The organism is Microbacterium sp. NPDC055988 (assembly GCF_042269505.1).
GTDB lineage: Bacteria > Actinomycetota > Actinomycetes > Actinomycetales > Microbacteriaceae > Microbacterium.
In genome coordinates, this window is the sequence record NZ_JBHJXY010000001.1 from 876,920 (window position 1) to 892,702 (window position 15,783).

The 15,783-nt window shown below is 70.0% G+C and carries 16 protein-coding genes and 1 tRNA gene; 12 read left to right on the forward strand and 5 right to left on the reverse strand.

The features are described 5' to 3' along the window. The first annotated feature begins 4 nt into the window (after nt 1-4). Nucleotides 5-961 (forward strand): alpha/beta fold hydrolase, encoded by a 957-nt coding sequence (locus tag ACFC14_RS04345; protein ID WP_376101384.1) that lies wholly within the window; start codon nt 5-7, stop codon nt 959-961. On the opposite strand, the gene ACFC14_RS04350 is transcribed toward ACFC14_RS04345, so the two are convergent. After that, entirely contained in the window at nt 915-2,258 is a 1,344-nt protein-coding gene (locus tag ACFC14_RS04350; RefSeq protein WP_376101385.1) for an MFS transporter, read from the reverse strand. The genes ACFC14_RS04345 and ACFC14_RS04350 overlap by 47 nt on opposite strands. 89 nt (nt 2,259-2,347) lie before the next feature. Here ACFC14_RS04350 and ACFC14_RS04355 point away from each other — a divergent pair, with 89 nt between their 5' ends. Further along, nucleotides 2,348-2,764, forward strand: a complete 417-nt coding sequence (locus tag ACFC14_RS04355; RefSeq protein ID WP_376101386.1) for a winged helix-turn-helix transcriptional regulator — start codon at nt 2,348-2,350, stop codon at nt 2,762-2,764. 48 nt (nt 2,765-2,812) lie between these two features. Here ACFC14_RS04355 and ACFC14_RS04360 read toward each other — a convergent pair whose 3' ends face one another. Then, nucleotides 2,813-3,193 carry a winged helix-turn-helix transcriptional regulator gene (locus ACFC14_RS04360; RefSeq protein WP_376101387.1) on the reverse strand — a complete coding sequence of 127 codons (381 nt, stop codon included), beginning with the start codon at nt 3,191-3,193 and terminating at the stop codon, nt 2,813-2,815. A gap of 136 nt (nt 3,194-3,329) precedes the next feature. Between ACFC14_RS04360 and ACFC14_RS04365 the strand changes: the two genes are divergently transcribed. Next, nucleotides 3,330-4,844 (forward strand): MFS transporter, encoded by a 1,515-nt coding sequence (locus ACFC14_RS04365; protein ID WP_376101388.1) that lies wholly within the window; start codon nt 3,330-3,332, stop codon nt 4,842-4,844. On the opposite strand, the gene ACFC14_RS04370 is transcribed toward ACFC14_RS04365, so the two are convergent. Then, nucleotides 4,845-5,078 (reverse strand): MarR family winged helix-turn-helix transcriptional regulator, encoded by a 234-nt coding sequence (locus ACFC14_RS04370; RefSeq protein WP_376101389.1) that lies wholly within the window; start codon nt 5,076-5,078, stop codon nt 4,845-4,847. A gap of 212 nt (nt 5,079-5,290) precedes the next feature. Between ACFC14_RS04370 and ACFC14_RS04375 the strand changes: the two genes are divergently transcribed. Next, on the forward strand, nt 5,291-6,316 hold the full coding sequence (locus ACFC14_RS04375; protein ID WP_376101390.1) for an FUSC family protein: 1,026 nt from the start codon (nt 5,291-5,293) through the stop codon (nt 6,314-6,316). A gap of 24 nt (nt 6,317-6,340) precedes the next feature. Here ACFC14_RS04375 and ACFC14_RS04380 read toward each other — a convergent pair whose 3' ends face one another. Both ACFC14_RS04380 and dcd read right to left on the reverse strand, forming a co-directional pair. Next, entirely contained in the window at nt 6,341-6,817 is a 477-nt protein-coding gene (locus ACFC14_RS04380) for a hypothetical protein (RefSeq protein ID WP_376101391.1), read from the reverse strand. Nucleotide 6,818: 1 nt separating this feature from the next. Next, entirely contained in the window at nt 6,819-7,424 is a 606-nt protein-coding gene (gene dcd, locus ACFC14_RS04385) for a dCTP deaminase (RefSeq protein ID WP_376101392.1), read from the reverse strand. A 99-nt stretch (nt 7,425-7,523) separates the two neighbouring features. Here dcd and ACFC14_RS04390 point away from each other — a divergent pair. From ACFC14_RS04390 to ACFC14_RS04425, 8 genes are all read left to right on the forward strand, one after another. Next, nucleotides 7,524-7,597 (forward strand) — tRNA-Gly (locus tag ACFC14_RS04390). 216 nt (nt 7,598-7,813) lie between these two features. Next, nucleotides 7,814-9,244, forward strand: a complete 1,431-nt coding sequence (locus ACFC14_RS04395; RefSeq protein ID WP_376101393.1) for an MFS transporter — start codon at nt 7,814-7,816, stop codon at nt 9,242-9,244. A gap of 179 nt (nt 9,245-9,423) precedes the next feature. Next, entirely contained in the window at nt 9,424-9,636 is a 213-nt protein-coding gene (locus ACFC14_RS04400; protein ID WP_136042366.1) for a heavy-metal-associated domain-containing protein, read from the forward strand. Beyond that, on the forward strand, nt 9,633-10,592 hold the full coding sequence (locus ACFC14_RS04405; protein WP_376101394.1) for a heavy-metal-associated domain-containing protein: 960 nt from the start codon (nt 9,633-9,635) through the stop codon (nt 10,590-10,592). The genes ACFC14_RS04400 and ACFC14_RS04405 overlap by 4 nt, the downstream gene beginning before the upstream one ends. A 73-nt stretch (nt 10,593-10,665) precedes the next feature. Continuing rightward, nucleotides 10,666-12,930: a heavy metal translocating P-type ATPase gene (locus ACFC14_RS04410; protein ID WP_376101395.1), complete on the forward strand. Its 2,265-nt coding sequence runs from the start codon at nt 10,666-10,668 to the stop codon at nt 12,928-12,930. A 44-nt stretch (nt 12,931-12,974) separates the two neighbouring features. After that, nucleotides 12,975-13,250: a YHS domain-containing protein gene (locus ACFC14_RS04415; RefSeq protein WP_376101396.1), complete on the forward strand. Its 276-nt coding sequence runs from the start codon at nt 12,975-12,977 to the stop codon at nt 13,248-13,250. A gap of 14 nt (nt 13,251-13,264) precedes the next feature. After that, nucleotides 13,265-15,409 carry a heavy metal translocating P-type ATPase gene (locus tag ACFC14_RS04420; protein ID WP_376101397.1) on the forward strand — a complete coding sequence of 715 codons (2,145 nt, stop codon included), beginning with the start codon at nt 13,265-13,267 and terminating at the stop codon, nt 15,407-15,409. Nucleotides 15,410-15,439: 30 nt separating this feature from the next. Further along, the gene (locus ACFC14_RS04425; protein ID WP_376101398.1) at nt 15,440-15,751 is read left to right on the forward strand and encodes a metal-sensitive transcriptional regulator; all 312 of its coding nucleotides are present in this window, start codon (nt 15,440-15,442) and stop codon (nt 15,749-15,751) included. Nucleotides 15,752-15,783 lie beyond the last annotated feature (32 nt).

Consider the following 15,783-nt stretch of genomic DNA (forward strand, 5'->3'; position numbering starts at 1 on the left):
TTCCATGCCATCCGTCCCCGCACTGCTCGCCCGCAGCATCCAGACCGCCGCTGTCATCTCGCCCCGGCTCGCCGGCGACCTCGCTTACCGCCTCTTCTTCATGACCACGCCGCGGATGCCGGTGCGCGACGCCGATACCCCGACCCACGGCGATGCCCGCCGCGGGCGGTTGACAGTGCGGGGCAACGAGGTCACCACCTACGAATGGGGCACCGGCCCGCGCACGGCCCTGCTCCTGCACGGATGGCGCGGTCGAGCGTCGCAGTTCGCCCCGCTGGTGCGCGAACTGGTCGCGGAACGATTCCGCGTCATCTCGTTCGATGCCCCGGCGCACGGATCCTCGCGCGGCCGGCACACCGACATCCGCGACTGGGTCGACGCCGCCGAACAGCTGCAGGCAGCACACGGGCCGTTCTCGGTGATCGTCGGCCACTCGTTCGGCGCCCTGGCCGCGACGACCGTCGCACGGACGACCGTGCCCACACCCGCGGTCGTCGCGATCGCCGGTGCGGCCGGGCCGGACGCCTTCCTGGCGGAGTTCGCCCGCGAGCTCGACCTCGACACCGCAACGGCCGCCCGCCTGTCGGAGCGGTTCCGCCAGCGGTTCGACATGGATCAGGCCGCCCTGACGGCGCGCTTCGACGCCGTGCGGCATCCACTACCCGACCGCACCGCCCTGCTGGTCGTGCACGACCGCGACGACCGGCGGATGCCCGACGCCGATTCGCTCCGTCTGCACGAGGCCCACGGCGGGCACTCCCGCCTGCTCCGCGCCGAAGGCTTCGGGCACACCCGCGTGCTCTCGGCGGATGCGACGCTCGACGCCGCCGTGGCGCTCGTGGTCGGCGGGCTCGAGGGTGTCGACGCACTCGGCACCACCACGCCCACGACCACGTCGGGGGCGCCTTCGGAAGTCAGCGCACGCGTCGCCGCAGCAGTGGGAGGAGGGCCGCGGCGGTGACCACGGCCGCGGCGACGAGCACCGCCGACACGAATCCGCCCGTGACGAGGACGGCGGCGATCGTGCCGAACACCGCGATGCCGAGCCCGCCTCCGAGCGCGAAGCCCACCTCCTGGATCGCGCCGACCTGGCCGGCCTGATCCTCGGTCGTCACCTCGAACAGGGCGGTGGCGGCGAGGGTCGCTCCGACGCCGAATCCGAGTCCGACGAGCACGAGCGGGACCGCCACGATCGCCGGGTCGAACGCGAGCCAGACGAGCCCGACGGCCTGCAGCACGAGTGCCAGCACTGTCAGCGCGTTCGCCGACAGCCAGCGCAGGGCCAGGGGCGCCACGACGCCGCCGATCGCGATGGCCACAGCCTGCGGCAGCAGTGCGATGCCCGCCTCAGCCGCGCTCTGCCCGCGCGAGTCCTGCAGATGCAGACTCACCAGCAGGACCGATGCCGCTGACGCCCCGCTGCTCACCACGATCCGGATGATCGCGGGGCTGAACCCCGACACCCGGAACAGCCGCATGTCGATGAGCGGATCGCGGAGCCGGCCCTGCCTGCGCACGAAGAACACCAGGCTGAGGATCGCGATCACCGCGGCGACCAGAGCCGATACCGGTGCCGCGAGCGCCTCGTGCAGCGCGAAGACGAGGGCACCGAGCGCGACGATCGAGGAGAGGATGCTGAGCACATCCCACGACGGCGTCTGCGAGCTGCGCGAATCGGGCACGAGCCACACGGCCAGCACCCCGGCGATCACCGCGAGCGGAACACTGCCCAGCAGCAGCCAACGCCATCCGGGCCCCTCTGCCAGCAGACCGCCGAGCACCGGCCCGAGTGCGCTTCCCGTGCCGAAGGTCGCCGTCCACAGCCCGTAGGCGAGCACACGTTCGCGCGCCTGGAACTTGGCACCGATCGTCGCGACCACGCCCGCGATGACGAACGCTTCGGCGACCCCCAGCAGGGCGCGCACGGCGATGAGCACCAGGCCGCTGGCGGCGAGCCCGCCGACCACGTTGAGAACAGCGAAGCCGGCGAGGCCGATGAGGATGATGCTCTTGCGTCCGAACGCATCGCCGATCCGCGCGGCCACGATCAGCGTCGCGGCCAGCGACAGCGCGTAGACATCGACCAGCCAGAGCCCCTCGGTGTCGGTCAGATCAAGCTCGCCGCGGATCGCGGGGAGGGCGGTCGAGACGCTGCTGATCGCCAGGGCGCCGATGAGCACGCCGAGCAGAAGCGGGACCATCGCGAACCAGAGGCGGAGGGACGAACGGGTGCGGACCGAAGTGGGGGTGGAAGTCACGATCCCAGTCTGTAAAGTACAGACAGAAGCCACAAGTACGGTCATTTCTGATACGTACTGACACTTCGGATACCAAGGGAGCCCGTCTCGTGCGAGAGAAGACCGAGCGGATCATCCGCGACTGGACCGAGACCTGCGACGCCGAGGTGTCGATCGCGGTGCTCGGCGGGGCCTGGAAGCCCAGCATCCTGACCCTGCTCGGCAAGCACGAGGTACTCCGCTTCGGCGAGCTCGGACGCCTCCTGGAGAACCCGACCGCGCGCGTGCTCACCCGGCAGCTGCGCGAACTCGAGGAAGACGGTCTCATCACCCGCACCGTGTATCGCGAGGTGCCGCCCAAGGTCGAGTACCGGCTCAGCGAACTCGGGGCGAGCTCCGGGCAACTGCTGACGGAGCTGACCCGCTGGGGCACGCTCTACGCCGGCCGGCAGCGAGCCGGAGCGGGCGAGCGGTCTGTCGCAGAACCCGCGAGCGAGCCGCTGAGCGAGGCGACCGCGTGGTCCTGACGGCCGAAGGTCCCCGCGGCGAACCGCTCGCGGACATCTGACACGACGTCAGGGACGCGGCATCCGGGACGCGTCTGCATGGTCGACGAGGGCGATCTCCTCGCGAAGGATGCGCTCACGGCCCCAGTCACCGAGGGGTTCGAGGGCGGCGCTGAGCGAGGCACCCGCCTCGGTCAGCGAGTACTCCACCCGGGGCGGCACCTCGGCGTACACGCGCCTGTGCACCAGGCCGTCCTGCTCCATCTCACGAAGATGCTGGGTCAGCATCTTCTCGCTCACCCCGGGCAGGCCCCGACGCAGCTGCGCGAACCGCAGGGTTCCGTGCTCGACCAGCTCCCAGAGGATCAGGCCCTTCCACTTGCCGCTCACCACGTCGAGCGCGGCGTCGATGCCGCAGACGTAAGGTCCGCATCTGACGGTGTCCGACATGATCCGCCTTCCACTTACCAAAAGGTAAGTACCGCAGTAAATAGTGGGTACTTCCCCGGTCGGGGGAACCGTCCCAGTATGAGGGACGTGCTCTCCGAGGAGAAGAGCCGGATGCGAGGAGACGATGGATCAGACGATGACGCCCCCGACGACACGCGCCGGGGCGAAGGAGTGGCTGGGCCTCGCGGTGCTGGCCCTGCCCACACTGCTGCTGGCGCTCGACATCACCGTGCTGCACCTCGGAGTCCCCCGGTTGAGCGCAGACCTGCGGCCGACCTCGACTCAGCTGCTCTGGATCATCGACATCTACGGATTCATGATCGCCGGGTTCCTGGTCACGATGGGTTCGCTCGGGGACCGTATCGGGCGCAGACGCCTTCTCGTCCTCGGCGCGGCGGCGTTCGGGGTCGCTTCGGCGGCCGCAGCCTTCTCCGCCACTGCCGAGATGCTCATCGCCAGTCGAGCGGTCATGGGCATCGCCGGAGCGACACTCATGCCTTCGACCCTCGCGCTCATCAGCAACATGTTCCGCGACCCGCATCAGCGCGGACTCGCGATCGGCATCTGGGCGACGATGTTCTCCGCGGGGATCGCGCTCGGCCCGATCGTGGGCGGTGCGCTGCTCGAGCACTTCTGGTGGGGCTCCGTGTTCCTCCTCGGACTCCCTGTCATGCTGCTTCTGCTGATCGCCGCTCCGCTGCTCCTCCCCGAGTACCGCGACCGAACGGCGGGACGCCCCGACCTCGTGAGCGTCGGTCTGATCATCGCCGCCATGCTGACTCTCACGTTCGGGATCAAGGAGTCGGCCGTGCACGGCATCAGTCCACTCGCCACCGCGTCCGGTCTCGTCGGCCTGCTGCTCGGCTCCCTCTTCGTCCGACGACAGGGCCGGCTTGCGGACCCTCTACTCGACCTGCGACTCTTCGCGAACCCCGCGGTGCGCGCCGGGCTCGTCGCACTCCTGATCAGCACCCTGGCCATCGGCGGCATCTACCTCTTCCTGACGCAGCACCTGCAACTGGTGGCGGGGCATCCACCCCTCGTCAGCGGTCTGCTGCTGCTGCCGGGAGCCGCGGCCCTGATCGTCGCCTCGGTCCTCGCGCCGATCCTCGCTCGCCGCGTCCGCCCGGTACTGATCGTCTCCATCTCACTCGCCGTCTCCGCCGCGGGCTTCGTGATCCTCGCGCGCGCGGCGGTGGAGGCGGACACCGTGCTCGTGCTGGTCGGGTTCGCGGTCGCCTACGCCGGGATCGGCCCGGTGACGGCCCTCGCCACCGACCTCGTGGTGGGGTCGGCTCCTCCCGAGCGGGCGGGCTCGGCGTCGGCGCTCAGCGAGACGAGCACCGAGATCGGGGTCTCCCTCGGCATCGCCGTCATGGGCAGCGTCGGAGTGGCGATCTATCGCGCCGGCATCCCCCAGGGATCGGATGCCGAGGGGACCGCCGACGCATTTGGGAGCGCGGCCGAGACGCTGGCCGCGGCATTGCAGGCGTCGGACACCCTTCCCGCCGCCCAGGGTGACGCGCTCCGGGCACTCGCCACCGACGCCTTCGCCGCAGGATTCGAGGTCTCGGCCTGGCTGGGGGCGGCACTGCTGATCGCTGCCAGCGCGGTGACGCTCACAGCGCTGCGTCGCGCACGGGTCGAGTGATCAGGCAGACGCAGTGGCTCCGACGCGTCGGAGCAGGTCGAGGAAGACGACGCGCTCCTCGTCGGCCAGCGGAGCGAGGAATTGCTCCTGCGCCCGGTCGACGACGGCATCGAGCCGGGTGAGCTCGCCGCGGCCGGAGGCGGTGAGGGTGACGAGGTTGCGGCGCCGGTCGGACGGATGCGGCGAGCGCGCGACGAACCCGCCCTCTTCGAGAACGTTCAGCGCGACGGACACATCGCTGCGGTCGATCTCGGTCGCGCGCCCGAGATCGGTCGGGAGATCGCCGCCCTCACCGCACCCCTGTGGCGCGAGATCGAGGACGAGGATGCCGAGGTCGTGACCCGCGTGCTGAACGTCGTCCTCGAACGGAGCCTGACGCTCCTGCGTACGTCGGGCGGGTGACCCCTCGACTTCGACCCGCCCGACGTCGGACGTAGGCTGGATCGGTGGCGGATTCCCGGGGACGAGTATGGACCGGCGTCCTGCGCGTCGGACCGCACCGCGGCGATCATCGCGTGGCGCTCCGGGCCGCGATCAGCGTCGCCGTCCCCCTCCTCGTGCTGTGGATGCTGGGGCGCCTCGACCTGAGCATCTACGCCAGCTTCGGCGCCTTCGCGGCGCTGTACGGCCGCCACGACGTGTTCCGCGACCGCATCCGGATGCAGGCGAGCGCCGGCGGAGTCCTGCTCGCCGCGATGCTCATCGGCACCGCGCTCTCGGTCGTGTCCGCTCCCGCCGCCGTCAGCATCCTCGTGCTCGCCGTCATCGCCTCGGCCGTCACCCTGCTCGCCTACACGATGCGGTGGCACCCGCCCGGGCCGCTGTTCCCGGTGTTCGCGGTCGGCGCCTGCGCGACCATCCCCGCCACGGCCGCCTCCTTCGGCGACGTGCTGCTGGTCGGCGGGGCGAGCGTACTGTTCGGGCTGGCCGTCACCGCGGTCATCGGCCTGTTCACGCACGGCACGCAGGATGCACCACCCCGCTCCCGGCAGCCGGTGGGACCGATCGCGTGGGAGATGGCCGCCACCGTGGCCGTCGCGATCGCGGGTGCGGGCTTCGCGGGATTCCTGATCATGGATTCGCACTGGTACTGGGCGGCGGTCGGTGCGGTCGCCGCGGTCAGCGGCCCCCAGCTCAACGCCCGCGTGATCCGTGGCATCCAGCGCCTCGTCGGCACCCTGCTCGGCATCCTCGTGGCGGCGGGGGTGCTCGCGATCGATCTGCCGCCGCTCGCCGTCATCGCTCTCGTGGTGCTGCTGCAAGCGGCGGCCGAGCTGTTCGTCGGCCGCAACTACGGCATCGCGATGGTGTTCATCACCCCGCTCGCGCTGCTCATGGTGCACCTCGCCGCGCCCACGCCGGTCGACGTGCTCCTGCAGGACCGCGCGATCGAGACCGTGATCGGCGTCGCCGTCGGAACCGTGGTCGCCGTGGCGTCGGCGGCACTCCGGCGGCGGCAGACGAAGGCCTGACGCGGCGTCAGGCTGGAGGCGGCGTCAGACCGGCAGCGTGACGAGCGACGACGGCACGATGACTCCGCCCGCGAAGGGCAGCCCGACCGTGCTCAGCAGCACCACGATCATCACGATCGCGGCGACGAGCAGCAGGAGCAGGAAGGCGAAGATCACGGCGACGAGCCCGCCGTAGCCGCCCGACGTCGGGACCTCGGGCGCGACCGACGGCTGCGCCCAGTCCTCGGCCACCGCGGCCGGCGCGTCACCCTCGAGGATGCGGGGCGTCGGGCGCACCCGGTCGGAGCGGCGCAGCGTGTCCGGCGGAGGCGGCGGGATCACGACATCCGCGTCGGGGATGTCGGCCGACGGCGGCGGCGCGAGCAGCCCCGCAGGTATCGGGATCTCGGGCGGAGGCGGCGGGATGACGGCATCGGCGGGCGGGATCAGCGCCTCTTCGGGGACCGCCGACTCTTCGGGAGAGACCGGCTGTTCCGGGGTGCTGCCGCTGCCGTCCGTCATGTCAGCCTCCGACTGCTCCGACGTCGGTCACGCCGACATCCGTCCGATGGAAGTTCTGGAACGACCGCGAGGCCGTCGGTCCGCGCTGCCCCTGGTACCGGTTGCCGTAGGGGCCGGAGCCGTAGGGGTTCTCTGCGGGCGAGGTGAGCCGGAAGAAGCACAGCTGCCCGATCTTCATCCCCGGCCACAGCTTGATCGGCAGGGTCGCGACGTTCGCGAGCTCCAGCGTGACGTGCCCGGTGAACCCGGGGTCGATGAAGCCGGCCGTCGAGTGCGTGATCAGTCCGAGGCGTCCCAGTGACGACTTGCCCTCGAGGCGGGCGGCGATGTCGTCGGGCAGCGTGACCTGCTCGTAGGTGGCACCGAGCACGAACTCGCCCGGGTGCAGGATGAACGGCTCCTCCGGGTCGACCTCGATCAGACGCGTCAGCTCCGGCTGATCGACCGACGGGTCGATGAACGGATACTTGTGGTTGTCGAAGAGCCGGAAGTAGCGGTCCAGGCGCACATCGATGCTCGACGGCTGGACCATCCCCTGCTCGTGCGGTTCGAGGCCGACGCGGCCGGATGCGAGTTCTGCCTTGATGTCGCGATCACTGAGAAGCACGGCACCAGCCTAGTTGCCGATGCGGATCCCCGCCGCGTGGGCTTTGGCCATCGCCCGCGGTGCAGGTAGGCTTGCCTTCACCTGCTCTCGGGCGGGTTCGGGACTGTAGTTCAATGGTAGAACTTCTGCTTCCCAAGCAGATAGCGCGGGTTCGATTCCCGTCAGTCCCTCCACATCCCTCGTTTCCCTGGGCCTCTCGCCCAAGCAGGATTCGCGCGCGAACGCCAGCTCCACGCTGGGCATCACCCGACCCGAACCCGCATCCGAACCCCGCCCGATCCAGGCGGGGTTTCGTCGTCGCATTCACCATGCGCGATACCCCCACCCCCTATGGGTATAAGTTACATCGCGACCCGGACGTCCCGGCGCAGCTTCCAGGAGGAACGCACATGTCCACAACCCGCCCAATGCCACCCGCGAAGCGGTGGCTCGGCCTCGTGCTGATAGCCACCGCGCAGTTCGTCGTGATCATGGACACGTCGATCATCGGCGTCGCCCTGCCCGACATCCAGCGGGACCTCGGCTTCACCCCGGAGTCCCTGTCGTGGGTGTTCAACGCCTACGTCGTCGCCTTCGGCGGACTGCTGCTCTTGGGCGGACGCCTCTCCGACGCGTTCGGCGCCCGCAAGATCTTCGTGCTCGGCTGGCTCGTCCTCATCGTCGGCTCGATCATGGCCGGAGCCGCCGGTGACATCGGCGTCGAGATCGCCGGCCGCGCCATCCAGGGCGCCGGATCAGCGATGATCGCCCCCGCAGCCCTGACCCTGCTCATGATGCTGTTCGGCGGAACGTCCGACCTCCCCAAGGCCTTCGCCGTCTACGGTGCCGCAGCCCCCATCGGCGGCACGGCCGGAGTCTTCCTGGGTGGCGTCCTGACCGAGTACGTGAGCTGGCCGTGGGTGTTCTACGTCACCGTGCCGATCGCGCTCTTCGTGCTCGCCTTCACTGCGAGCGCCCTCCCCCGCACCGTCCGCAAGGCATCGGGCTCCATCGACATCGGCGGAGCCGTCACGGTGACCCTCGGACTCGCCGCCGTGGTCTACGCCGTCGTCAACGCACCCGAGGTCGGCTGGCTCACCTGGTCCACGCTGGGGATGCTGGCAGCCGGCATCGTTCTGCTGCTGATCTTCTTCCTCATCCAGGCCCGCAGCCGCAACCCGCTGCTGCGCCTCGGCCTGTTGCGCGCCCCGCTCCTCGGAGCCGCGAACGTCGCCCAGCTGATGCTCGGCGCCGCCTGGGTCTCGATGTGGTTCTTCCTGAACCTGTACCTGCAGCAGGTGCTCGGCGCGAGCGCGTTCGCCGCCGGAGCCGCGCTGCTGCCGATGACCGGACTGGTCGTGCTCGTCATGATCGCACTGGCACCCCGGCTCCAGGAGCGGTTCGGCGCCAAGGCGCTGATCGTCAGCGGACTCCTCCTGCTGGCCGGCGGGCTGGCGTGGCTCGCGTTCGTCCGACCGGACGGCACCTATGCCGTCGACGTGCTGCCCGCGTCGCTGCTCGCCGCTCTCGGCATGTCGCTGGCCTTCGTGCCCTCGCTCGGCACCGCCATCAACGCGGTCCCTCCGGCCGAGACCGGCGTCGCCTCGGGCCTCGTCAGCACGAGCTACCAGATCGGATCCGCGCTCGGACTCGCCGTGCTCACGGCGATCGTGTACGGCATCGCCGGCCACGACTCGTCCACGGTCGAGCTCACCCAGGGGTACTCGGCAGCGTTCATCGGTGCGGCGATCCTCGCCCTGCTGGGCGCGGTCATCACCGCGATCGCCATGAGGAAGCCCCACGCGGCGGCCTTCGTCTCCGAGGAGTCAGTATCGGCCTGATCCACGACTCTCCGACGACGACCAGTGACCCCTGACCGCCGCGGCAATCGTGGATGCCGCCGAAACCGCCGAACCGGCCGGGTCCGCACGACGGATCCGGCCGGTTGAGGAATACCCCTCATGGGTATACCGTTGTCACTAATACCCAGTAGGGGTACCAATCGAGAAGAGGATACGCGATGAGCACGAACGAATTCCAGGTGACCGGGATGACCTGCGGACACTGCGAGATGTCGGTCCGCGAAGAAGTCGCCGAGGTCCCCGGCGTCGAAGACATCCAGGTGAGCGCACAGACGGGCGTGCTCCTCGTCACCGGCTCCGACTCCCTCGACGACGCGCAGATCCTGGCCGCCGTCGCCGAGGCCGGGTACTCGGCGGTGCGGAAGGCATGAACGCCGGGGGGCGGCTCGCCATCTACGGGGCGGGGCTGGTGGTGGCGTTCGGTGCGGCATTCGGCCTCGCCCAGGTCATCATCCCCCCGAGCGTTGTCAGTGAGTGGACGAAAGGTACCGAGATGGAAGAGCACGGCGCACACGGCGGGGCCGCGACAACCGACGAGGCGGCGAGCGCGGCAGCGGACACCCTCAAGGGACTCTCGCTGAGCCTCGAAGGATATGCACTGTCGCCCGTCGCGGCACCGGCGGGCGTAGACGAGTCCGGCGAGCTGAACTTCGAGATCCGCGACGCGCACGGCGCCCCGGTCACGGAGTACACCACCGCGCACGACAAGGACCTGCACCTGATCGTGGTGCGCTCCGACGGAAGTCAGTTCCGGCACGTGCACCCGACACTGGACGAGGCCACGGGCGCCTGGTCGCTGCCGTGGGAATGGGACGCCGCCGGCACCTACCGCGTCTTCGCCGACTTCACGCCGGCCGGCCCGGACGCACCGTCGCTCACCCTCACGCAGACCGTGCAGGTCGCCGGCGAGTTCACGCCCGTCGCACCCGCGCCGACGCAGACCGCCCAGGTCGACGGATTCACGGTGTCGCTCGAGGGGGCACTCGCCGCCGGATCCGCGAGCGACCTGACCTTCACCCTCACGAAGGACGGCACTCCCGTGACCGGCCTGGAGCCGTACCTCGGCGCCTTCGGCCACCTGGTCGCGCTGCGCGAGGGCGACCTCGCCTACCTGCACGTGCACGCCGCGGGAGACGAGCCGAAGGCGGGAGAGACCTCCGGTCCGGAGATCGCCTTCGCCGCAGAGGCCCCGACCGCGGGCCGCTACCTCCTGTACCTGGACTTCCAGGTCGACGGCGAGGTGCACACCGCCGAGTTCGTGCTCGATGCCGCCCCGGCAGGGGACGCACCGGCATCCGACGACGACGCGCACGACGACGGCCACTGAGCCTCGCACGCCGCCCGGCCCACCGGCCGCCTGCCGCGGCCCCGAGCAACAGTCAGAGCAGAAAGAGAAGGACATGAGCACATCAGCACCCTCGAGCGTGGGGTCCGGCGTCGAGTTGGAGATCGGCGGGATGACCTGCGCCTCCTGCGCGATGCGGATCGAGAAGAAGCTCAACAAGCTCGAGGGTGTCGTGGCGACCGTCAACTACGCGACCGAGAAGGCGAGGGTCACCGTTCCCGACGGCTACGACCCGGCGTTGCTGATCGCCGAGGTCGAGAAGACCGGCTACTCGGCGGCACTGCCGGCACCGAAGACGAAGCGCACCGACGACGGGTCGACCGGCGACGACGAGGACCCGGAGCTGCGTTCGCTGCGCAACCGGCTGATCGGCTCCGTCGTGCTGACGGTGCCCGTGATCGCGATGGCGATGATCCCCGCCCTGCAGTTCATGTACTGGCAGTGGGCGTCTCTCGCCCTGGCCGCGCCCGTGATCGTCTGGGCGGCCTGGCCGTTCCACAAGGCCGCGTGGACCAACCTGCGCCACGGCGCAGCGACCATGGACACGCTCATCTCGATGGGCACCTCGGCCGCGTTCCTGTGGTCGCTGTACGCGCTGTTCTTCGGCACGGCCGGCACGCCGGGCATGACGCACCCCTTCGAGTTCGCGCTGGCCCCCTCCGACGGAGCAGCCAACATCTACCTCGAGGTGGGTGCCGGGGTGACCATGTTCATCCTCGCCGGACGCTACTTCGAGAAGCGCTCCAAGAAACAGGCGGGCGCCGCTCTGCGCGCTCTCCTCGAACTCGGCGCGAAGGAGGTCGCGGTCCTCCGCGGCGGCGTGGAGACGAAGATCCCCGTCGAGGACCTGCAGGTGGGCGACGAGTTCATCGTGCGTCCGGGCGAGAAGATCGCCACCGACGGCATCGTCGTCTCCGGGACCTCGGCGGTGGATGCATCCATGCTCACGGGCGAGGCCGTACCGGTCGAGGTGGCCGAGGGCGATTCCGTCACCGGCGCGACCACGAACGTCGGCGGTCGAATCGTGGTCCGCGCGACCCGCATCGGCTCGGACACGCAGCTGGCACAGATGGCGCAGCTCGTCGAAGACGCGCAGACCGGGAAGGCCGAGGTGCAGCGCCTCGCCGACCGCATCTCCGGTGTGTTCGTGCCGATCGTCATCGTGATCGCGGTCGTGGCGCTCGGCGGCTGGCTCGGCGCCGGATTCCCGGTGACCGCGGCGTTCACGGCGGCCGTCGCCGTGCTCGTGATCGCCTGCCCGTGCGCACTCGGCCTCGCCACCCCCACCGCTCTGCTGGTCGGCACCGGCCGCGGCGCGCAGATGGGCGTGCTCATCAAGGGCCCAGAGGTGCTGGAATCCACCCGCAAGATCGACACCGTCGTGCTGGACAAGACCGGAACAGTGACGACCGGCAGGATGACCCTCGTCGACGTGTTCGTCGAAGACGGCACCGATCGCGCGGAGGTGCTGCGACTCGCCGGCGCACTGGAGGATGCCTCCGAGCACCCCATCGCGCAGGCCATCGCCAAGGGCGCGACGCAGGAGGTCGGCGCACTGCCGACACCCGAGGACTTCGCGAACATCGAGGGCAAGGGCGTGCAGGGCGTCGTCGACGGCCACGCCGTGCTGGTGGGCCGTGATTCGCTGCTCGCCGAGTGGTCGCAGAAGCTCAGCCGCGAGCTCGCCTCGACCAAGGCGCGCGCCGAGGGCGAGGGCAAGACCGTCGTCGCAGTCGGCTGGGACGGGCAGGCACGCGGCATCCTCGTCGTGGCCGACACCGTCAAGCCCAGCAGCGCCGAGGCGATCGCCCAGTTCAAGGCGATCGGCTTGACCCCCATCCTGCTCACCGGCGACAACGAGGCGGTCGCCCGCCAGATCGCCGCCGAAGTGGGCATCGAAGAGGTCATCGCCGAAGTCCTCCCGAAGGACAAGGTCGACGTCGTCACCCGGCTGCAGCGCGAGGGCAAGACCGTCGCGATGATCGGCGACGGCGTCAACGACGCCCCCGCCCTCGCTCAGGCCGACCTCGGCCTCGCCATGGGCACAGGGGCGGATGTCGCGATCGAAGCATCCGACATCACCCTGGTGCGCGGCGACCTGCGCAGCGCGGTGGACGCGATCCGCCTGTCCCGCAAGACCCTCGGAACGATCAAGACCAACCTGTTCTGGGCCTTCGCCTACAACGTCGCCGCGATCCCGGTGGCAGCCCTCGGGATGCTGAACCCCATGCTCGCCGGTGCGGCCATGGCGCTCTCGAGCGTCTTCGTCGTCGGTAACAGCCTGCGCCTGCGCGGCTTCCAGAGCATCGCCAAGCCCTGACGCGCCTTCCCCCACCACCGAAGAATGAGAGAGGAACCACCCGCATGACGAACGACACCGAGGCACCCGCCAGCTGTTGCAGCATCACCGCAGTGAACCCCGCAGCGGCAGGAAACGGCCGCGCAAACCTGCTGGCCGGCGGTGCGAGTGACGATCTGACGACCTGCCCGGTCATGGTCGGCAGCCCGGTCAGCAAGAAGGCCGCGGAGGCTGCGGGGCTCTACCGCGATCACGAGGGCGAGCGGTACCACTTCTGCTGTGCCGGATGCGGGCCGGCATTCGACTCCGACCCCGCCAAATACGCCGCCAACATGGCCTGAGAGAGGATGACCCCATGACCGATCCGCACGCGCACCACCACTCGCCCACGCCTTCGGTGGAGACTCCGGACGCCCCGGGTGCGCACGCCGGGCACGAGAGCCACGGCAGCCACGAGGGTCATGGCGGTCACGAGAACCACGGCAGCCACGAGAACCACGGCGGTCACGGCGGTCACGGCGGTCACGGCGACCATGTCGGGCAGTTCCGACGGCTGTTCTGGATCAACCTCGTCATCGCCGTGCCCGTGGTGGCGTTCTCTCCGATGTTCGCGATGATCTTCGGCTACGAGGTCCCCGGGTGGGCGCGGTTCATCGCGCCAGTGCTGGGAACGGTCATGTACGTCTGGGGCGGCTGGCCCTTCCTCACCGGCGCCGTCAGCGAGCTCAAGACGCGTAAGCCGGGCATGATGCTCCTGATCGGCCTCGCCATCACGGTGGCGTTCCTCGCCTCGTGGGGCGCGACGCTCGGGCTGCTCCATCACGAGCTCGAGTTCTGGTGGGAGCTCGCCCTGCTCATCGTGATCATGCTGCTCGGCCACTGGATCGAGATGCGGTCCCTCGCGCAGACCACATCGGCACTCGACTCGCTCGCCGCCCTGCTGCCGGATGAGGCCGAGCGCGTCGAGGGCGACATCGTCGTCACGGTCTCCCCCGCCGATCTCGTCGTCGGCGATGTCGTAGTCGTCCGTCCTGGCGGAAGCATCCCGGCCGACGGCCGCATCATCGACGGCACCGCGGCGATGGACGAGTCCATGGTCACCGGCGAATCGCGTCCGGTCACCCGCACCTCGGGCGACACCGTCACGGCGGGAACGGTCGCCACCGACTCGGGCCTGCGCGTCGAGATCACGGCCACCGGCGACGACACGGCCCTGGCCGGCATCCAGCGTCTCGTCACCGAAGCGCAGAACTCCTCCTCGCGCGCCCAGCGCATCGCCGATCGCGCCGCCGCGCTGCTGTTCTGGTTCGCCCTGCTCTCGGCCGCCCTCACCGCGGTCGTCTGGACCCTGGTCGGCAACCCGGATGCGGCCGTGGTGCGCAGCATCACCGTCCTCGTCATCGCCTGCCCGCACGCGCTGGGCCTCGCGATCCCGCTGGTCGTGTCGATCGCGACCGAGCGTGCCGCCCGCGGAGGTGTCCTGATCAAGGACCGGCTGGCGCTGGAGAGCATGCGCACGGTCGATGCCGTGCTCTTCGACAAGACCGGCACGCTCACCAAGGGAGCACCGACCGTGACCGCCGTCGAGCCCTCCGGAGACATCGACGCCGACAGCCTGCTGGCCCTCGCCGCATCCGCCGAGGCCGACAGCGAGCATCCGCTCGCCCGCGCCATCGTGCGCGCTGCCCAGGAGAAGGGCATGTCTCTCGCGAAGGCGTCGGGGTTCACCTCGTCGCCCGCGGTCGGCGTGACGGCGACGGTCGACGGCCGGGAGGTGCGCGTCGGCGGCCCGAAGCTCCTCGACGAGGTCGGCGGGCATGAGATCCCGGCCGCCGACGAGTGGCGCGGCGAGGGCGCCATCATCCTGCACGTCGTGGTCGACGGACAGGTCATGGGCGGGCTGAAGCTCGCCGACGAGGTGCGCCCCGAATCGCAGCAGGCCGTGGACGCCCTGCATCGGCTCGGCGTCGAGGTGGTCATGATCACCGGCGATGCCCAGGCCGTCGCCGAGTCGGTCGCCGCCGAGCTCGGCATCGACCGCGTCTTCGCCGGTGTGCGGCCCGAAGACAAGTCCGCCAAAGTCAAGGAGCTGCAGGCCGAGGGCAAGAAGGTCGCGATGGTCGGCGACGGCGTCAACGACGCTCCCGCCCTCGCCCAGGCCGACGTGGGCATCGCGATCGGCGCGGGAACGGATGTCGCCATCGCCTCGGCCGGCGTGATCCTCGCGAGCTCCGACCCGCGGTCGGTGGTCTCCGTGATCGAGCTGTCCCGCGCCGCGTACCGCAAGATGAAGCAGAACCTGTGGTGGGCGGCCGGTTACAACCTGCTCTCGGTCCCCCTCGCCGCCGGCGTTCTGGCGCCCATCGGATTCGTCCTGCCCATGTCGGTCGGGGCTATCCTGATGTCCCTGTCGACCGTCGTCGTCGCACTGAACGCGCAGCTGCTGAGACGCATCGACATCACCCCCGAAGCGAGCACGCGCGCCGTCCTCGGCCGCTGAGAACCCGATCATGCGACGAAGGAAGCAGAGATGACCCCCGAAGCGACGGCCCACGAGCACACCCACGGCTACATCACCGACAAGACCAAGTACCTGAACCGGATGCGCCGCATCGAGGGTCAGGCACGCGGAATCACGAAGATGGTCGACGACGAGAAGTACTGCATCGACATCCTCACCCAGATCAGCGCACTCACCAGCGCACTGCAGGCGGTGGCGGTCGGCCTCCTCGACGACCACCTCAAGCACTGCGTCGTGGACGCGGCGCGCATGGGCGGCGACGACGCCGACGCGAAGATCAAGGAAGCATCCGACGCGATCGCGCGGCTCGTGCGGTCCTAGCGGGACGGGACGACGCCGCCGGTCCGCGTCGG